Here is a 6,534-nt window from a genome sequence, read left to right as displayed (position 1 = left end):
CCACCAGCACATCCACCCGCACACCCCACGAGGCGACCAGCTCGAACAGCGCCACCTCCAGCGCGAACAACGCCGGCTGCGCCCACTCCGTACGGTCCACAACCCCGTCGTCGCCGTCGAAGACGACCTCCTTCAACGGCCGCTCCAGCAGCACGTCCAACTGCCCGCACACCCCGTCAAAGGCCGCCGCGAACACCGGGAACGCCTCATACAGCTCACGGCCCATCCCCGCGCGCTGCGCTCCCTGACCGGTGAACAGCAACGCCGTCCCGCCGTCACCGGCCACACCCCGCACCACACTTGACGCACTCACGCCCTCGGCCAGAGCCTCCAGCCCGGCCAGCAGTTCCTCACGCTCCCGGCCGACCACCACCGCCCGGTGCTCCAGCACCGCACGCGTCCCCGCCAGCGACCAGCCCACATCCACCGGCCCGAGGTCGGGCCGGCCCACGAGACGGTCCCGCAGTCGTGCGGCCTGCGCGCGCAGTGCCGCCTCACTCCGGCCGGAGATCACCCACGGGGTCACCAGCAGTGGCACGGACGGCGTCGCCCGGTGTGTCCGGTCCGCCACCGGATCGGTCTCGGGGGGCTGTTCCAGGACGACGTGCGCGTTCGTCCCACTGATCCCGAACGAGGAGACACCCGCCCGGCGCGGCCGGCCGGTCTCCGGCCACTGCCTGGCCTCGGTGAGCAGTTCCACCGCCCCCGCCGACCAGTCCACCTCCCGCGACGGCGCATCCACATGCAACGTCCGCGGCATCAGTCCGTGCCGCAACGCCAGCACCGACTTGATCAGTCCGGCGACTCCGGCGGCGTACTGGGTATGTCCGATGTTGGACTTCACCGATCCCAGCAGCAGCGGCCGGTCGTCCGGGCGGTCCTGACCGTACGTCGCCAGCAGCGCCTGCGCCTCGATCGGATCGCCCAGGCTGGTTCCCGTGCCATGCGCCTCCACCAGGTCCACATCGGCCGGCGACAGCCCCGCCGACGCCAGCGCCTGCCGGATCACCCGCTGCTGAGACGGACCGTTCGGCGCCGTCAGACCGTTCGACGCGCCATCGGAGTTCACCGCCGAACCCCGCACCACCGCCAGGACCGGGCGCCCGTCGCGCACCGCGTCCGACAGCCGCTGCACGGCCAGCACACCGACGCCCTCGCCCCAGCCGGTGCCGTCCGCGCCGTCGGCGAACGCCTTGCACCGGCCATCGGGAGCCAGACCACCCTGCCGCTGGAACTCCACGAAGGCGCCCGGCGTCGCCATCACCGTGACACCGCCGGCGAGGGCCAGATCGCACTCGCCGTTGCGCAGTGCCTGCGCCGCCAGGTGCAGGGTCACCAAGGAGGAGGAGCACGCGGTGTCCACCGTGACGGCCGGGCCTTCGAGACCCAGCGCGTAGGAGACCCGGCCCGACATCACGCTGCCCGAGGCACCGGTGAGCGCGTATCCGCCGCTCGCCTCGGCCGAGTTCATCAGCACCGTCGTGTACTCCTGCGGGGTGCCGCCGACGAAGACGCCGGTACGGCTGCCCCGCAGGGCGACCGGGTCGAACCCGGCCCGCTCCAGCGCCTCCCACGACGTCTCCAGCAGCAGCCGCTGCTGCGGATCCATCGCCAGCGCCTCACGCGGCGAGATCCCGAAGAACGCCGCGTCGAAGTCTCCGGCCTCGGCCAGGAAGGCGCCCTGCCGTGCTCCGCCGGACTCCTCCAGGAAGGCGTTCATGGCGAGTCCGTGCCAGCCCCGGTCGGCGGGGAAGTCCGTCATCTCGTCGCGGCCTTCGACGAGGAGCTGCCACAGATCCTCGGGTCCGCGTACGCCTCCGGGGAAACGGCAGGCCATGCCCACGATCACGATCGGATCGTCGTCCGTCGCGCGCAGTACCGGCAGCGCCGTCTCGGCAGCGCTGTCGAAGAGCCGCTCGTGCAGGTGGCCGGCAAGGCGGTGCGGTGTGGGGTGGTCGAAGACGAGGGTGGCGGGCAGTCGCAGGCCGGTGGCCGCGTTGAGCCGGTTGCGCAGCTCCATCGCGGTCAGCGAGTCGAAACCCAGGTCCCGGAACGGCTTCGCGGGTGTGATGTCCTCCGTCGTCGGGTGGGTGAGTACGGTCGCCGCCTCCGCGCGGACAAGTTCGAGCAGCCGGTCGTGCTGCTCGGGGACGGTGAGTGTGGCGAGGCTCTGGCGCAGGGCGGAGTCGGTCTCCGTTTCGCCGGTGGTGTCGTCGGAGTCCTCGGCGAGCGCCCGCGCGACCTCCGGAATGTCCTCGATCAACGGCCTGCGACGCGCCATGGCATACCCGGGAGTGAACCTCCCCCAATCCATGTCCGTCACCGTCAACGCCGTCTCGTCCTGCTCCAGCGCCTGACGCAGCGCCTCCACCGCCAACGCCGGCTCCATCGCCCGCACACCACGACGCTCAAGCTGCTCAGCGGTACCGTCCGTCGCCATACCCGTGGCCCTCCAGCCACCCCACGACACCGACGTCGCCACCACACCACGCGCCCGACGCTCCCACGCCAGACCATCCAGATACGCGTTCGCCGCCGCATACGCACCATTACCCGCACTGCCCCACACCGCGGCACCCGACGAGAACAGCACGAACGCGTCCAACTCCAGCCCAGCCGTCAACTCGTCGAGGTTCCGCGCACCTCGCGTCTTGACGGACAGCACCTGGTCGTAGTGCTCGGGCGTGGCGTCGGCGAGTTCGGCGTAACCGGAGACACCGGCGGTGTGGAAGACGGCCGTCAGCGGATGCTCGGCGGGGATGTCCTCGATGACGCGGGCGAGGGCCTCACGGTCGGTCACGTCACACGCGACCACCGCCACCTCCGTACCCAGCGCGCGCAGTGCCTCGGCCAGTTCGGCAGCCCCCTCGGCGTCCGGACCACGACGGCTCACCAGCAGCAGACGAGCAGCACCCTCACCCGCCAGCCAACGCGCCAGATGCCCACCCACACCACCCGTGCCACCCGTGATCAGCACCGTGCCCCGCGGCTTGAACTCCCGCACCGCAGCCACACCCGCACCCAAAGGCGCGCGCACCAGACGACGCGCGTACACACCCGAGGACCGCACCGCGAGCTGGTCCTCACCCTCACCCGCCGCCAGCACCGCAACCAGCCCCGACGACACCCGCGCATCCCACACGCCCGGTACGTCCACCAAACCGCCCCACACACCAGGCAGCTCCAGACCCGCCACCTGACCCCACGCCCACAACGCCACCTGCCCAGCACGGACCGGGTCGTCCGCGCCGACCGCCGCAGCGCCCCGGGTCAGCACCCACACCGGCGCCGACAACCCGGCATCCCCATGCGCCTGCACCAACCCAAGCGACGACGCCAACCCAGCGTCCTCGTCCCACGCCAGCAGCGACACCACACCCGCGACCTCACCCGTCTCCGTCAGGCGCCCCGCCAAAGACTCGCGGTCCACGGGCGACTCCAGCACCCGCACCTCCGCACCCGCCGACGCGAGCGCCTCCGTGACCTGCTCCACCGGAGCGTCCAGGCCGGGGCTGACCACCAGCCACACGCCTCCGAGCCGAGCCGACGCCGACGGCATCGTCACCGAACGCCACACCGTCCGATACCGCCACGAGTCGAGCGTCGACTGCGTACGGCGGCCACTACGCCAGGCCGACAACGCCGGAACCACCGACTCCCACGCCTGCGGATCCACCCCGTCCACCAACGAGGCCACACTCTCGACGTCCGCACGCTCCACCGCACCCCAGAACGCCGCATCCACCGGATCGGACGATCCTCCGGCCTCCTGGCCGGGCTGTACGACGTCTTCAATCCAGTAGCGCTCGTGCTGGAAGGCGTAGGTGGGCAGGTCCACGGTGTGGGCGCCCGTGCCGGCGAACACCACCGACCAGTCCACAGGGACACCGGCGACGTACGCCTCGGCCAGCGACGTCAGCAGCCGCTGGACCCCGCCCTCCTCACGCCGCAGCGAACCCACGGCGGTCCCCGCGCCGTACACGCCCTCCACGGTCTCCTGGACCGCCACGGTCAGGACCGGATGCGGGCTGGACTCGATGAAAACCTGGTGCTCCAGCTCGGCCAGCAGACGCGTGACCGGCTCGAACTTCACCCGCTCCCGCAGATTCGCCACCCAATACCGCGCATCCAACCCAGCCGTGTCCAACCGCTCACCCGTCACCGTCGAATAGAACGCCACCGACGACGACCGCGGCTCCAACCCGGCCAACTCGGTCAGCAGGTCGTCCGTGAGCGCGTCGACCTGCGCCGAATGCGAGGCGTAATCCACCGCGATACGACGAGCCCGCACCCCCGCCTCCCCGCACTCCGCCAACAACGCGTCCAACGCCCCGACCTCACCCGAGACCACCACCGAGGTCGGCCCGTTCACCGCCGCCACACCCACAGCACCATCGAACCGGGCCAGCCGCTCCTCCACCGCCCCCACCGGCAACGCCACCGAGACCATCCCGCCCCGGCCCGACAACCGCTCACCCACCAACCGCGACCGCACCGCCACCACCCGGGCCCCGTCCTCCAACGACAACCCACCCGCCACACACGCCGCCGCCACCTCACCCTGGGAGTGCCCCACCACCGCGGCCGGCTCCACCCCGAACGAACGCCACACCGCCGCCAACGACACCATCACCGCCCACAACACCGGCTGCACCACATCCACCCGCGCCCACAACACATCCCCGGCATCACGGAACACCACATCCCGCAACGACCAGCCCACAAACGGCGCCAAAGCCCGCTCACACGCCACCATCGACTCCGCGAACACCGGCGAGGCATCCCACAACTCACGCCCCATACCAACCCACTGCGACCCCTGACCCGGGAACACGAACACCACACCGTTCCCCGCGTCGGAGGCGGCACGGCCGTTCACGGCACCGGTGCCGTCCGTGCCGTCCGCCAGGGACCGCAGCGCGGCGAGCAGTTCGTCCCGGTCGGTGCCGAGCACGACCGCCCGCTGCTCGAACGCCGACCGCGTCCCGATCAGCGAGAAGCCCACATCCCGCGGGCTGAGGCCGGGCTGCTGCGCGAGGTGGTCCAGCAGTCGTGCGGCCTGCGCGCGCAGCGCCGCCTCATTCCGGCCGGATACCACCCACGGCGTCACCGGCAATTCCGCCGGCGCCACCCCGTCCGCCTGTTCCGCCGGACCGGCCTCGGGAGCCTGCTCCAGAATCACGTGCGCGTTCGTCCCACTGATCCCGAACGACGACACACCCACGCGGCGCGGCTCTCCCGTCTCCGGCCACTGACGCGCCTCGGTCAGCAGTTCCACCGCACCCGCCGACCAGTCCACCTCAGGCGTCGGCTCGTCGACATGCAGCGTCCTGGGCATGACGCCGCGCTGGAGCGCCAGGGCGGCCTTGATGACGCCGGAGATACCGGCCGCGGCCTGGGTGTGGCCGATGTTGGACTTCAGGGTGCCGAGCCACAGGGGCCGGTCGGCGGGGCGGTCCTGGCCGTAGGTGGCGAGGAGGGCCTCGGCCTCGATGGGGTCGCCGAGCGTCGTCCCGGTGCCGTGCGCCTCCACCATGTCCACGTCGGTCGGCGTCAGGCCCGCGTTGGCCAGCGCAGCGCGGATCACCCGCTGTTGCGACGGGCCGTTCGGGGCGCTCAGGCCGTTCGACGCGCCGTCCTGGTTCACCGCCGTTCCACGGATCACCGCCAGCACGGGGTTGCCGTCGCGGAGTGCGTCGGAGAGGCGCTGGACGGCGATGACGCCGGTGCCCTCGCCCCAGCCGGTGCCGTCCGCGGAGGCCGCGAAGGCCTTGCAGCGGCCGTCACCGGCCGATCCGCCGGTCGCGGAGAACTCGGCGAAGATGGAGGGGGTGACCAGGACCAGGACACCGCCGGCGAGGGCGAGGTCGCATTCGCCGGTGCGCAGCGACTTGATGGCGAGGTGCAGGGCGACGAGTGAGGAGGAGCACGCCGTGTCCACGGTCACCGCGGGGCCCTCCAGACCCAGCACATAGGACACACGGCCGGAGAGCACGCTGCCGGGGGCGCCGGTGAGCGCGTAACCGCCCGCGCCTTCCGCCGAGTTCATCACCAACGCGCCGTACTCCTGCGGGGCTCCGCCGATGAACACCCCGGTGCGGCTGCCCTTGAGCGAGCCGGGGTCGATGCCGGCCCGTTCCAGCGCCTCCCACGAGGTCTCCAGCAGCAGCCGCTGCTGGGGGTCCATCGCCATGGCCTCACGCGGTGAGATGCGGAAGAAGGCGGGGTCGAAGTTCCCGGCGTCGTGGAGGAAGGCGCCCGCGCGGGCTCCGGGTACGTCCCAGTTCTCCCAGCCGCGGTCGGTGGGGAAGTCGGACATGGCGTCCCGGCCGTCGGAGATCAGCCGCCACAGGGCCTCGGTGTCGTGTACGCCACCGGGGTAGCGGCAGCCGATGCCGACGATCGCGACGGGTTCCGAGGAGGCGGCCGCGAGCTGTTGGTGCTGCTTGCGCAGTCGCTCGTTCTCCAGCAGCGAGGCCCGCAGCGCGTCGACGACCTCCGACATGGAACTGCTCATGCTCAACTCCCACTCAA

1 protein-coding gene is annotated in these 6,534 nt (G+C 71.6%); it reads right to left on the bottom strand.

What is annotated here, in order from left to right; translation table 11 throughout:
- On the bottom strand, window positions 1–6,505 hold a 6,505-nt coding region (locus CLM62_RS35690), incomplete at its 3' end, for a type I polyketide synthase (RefSeq protein ID WP_143659206.1).
- Window positions 6,506–6,534 lie beyond the last annotated feature (29 nt).

Origin of the sequence: Streptomyces sp. SA15, from assembly GCF_002291145.1 — a bacterium.
GTDB lineage: Bacteria > Actinomycetota > Actinomycetes > Streptomycetales > Streptomycetaceae > Streptomyces.
This window is presented reverse-complemented; position numbering and strand designations above follow the sequence as displayed.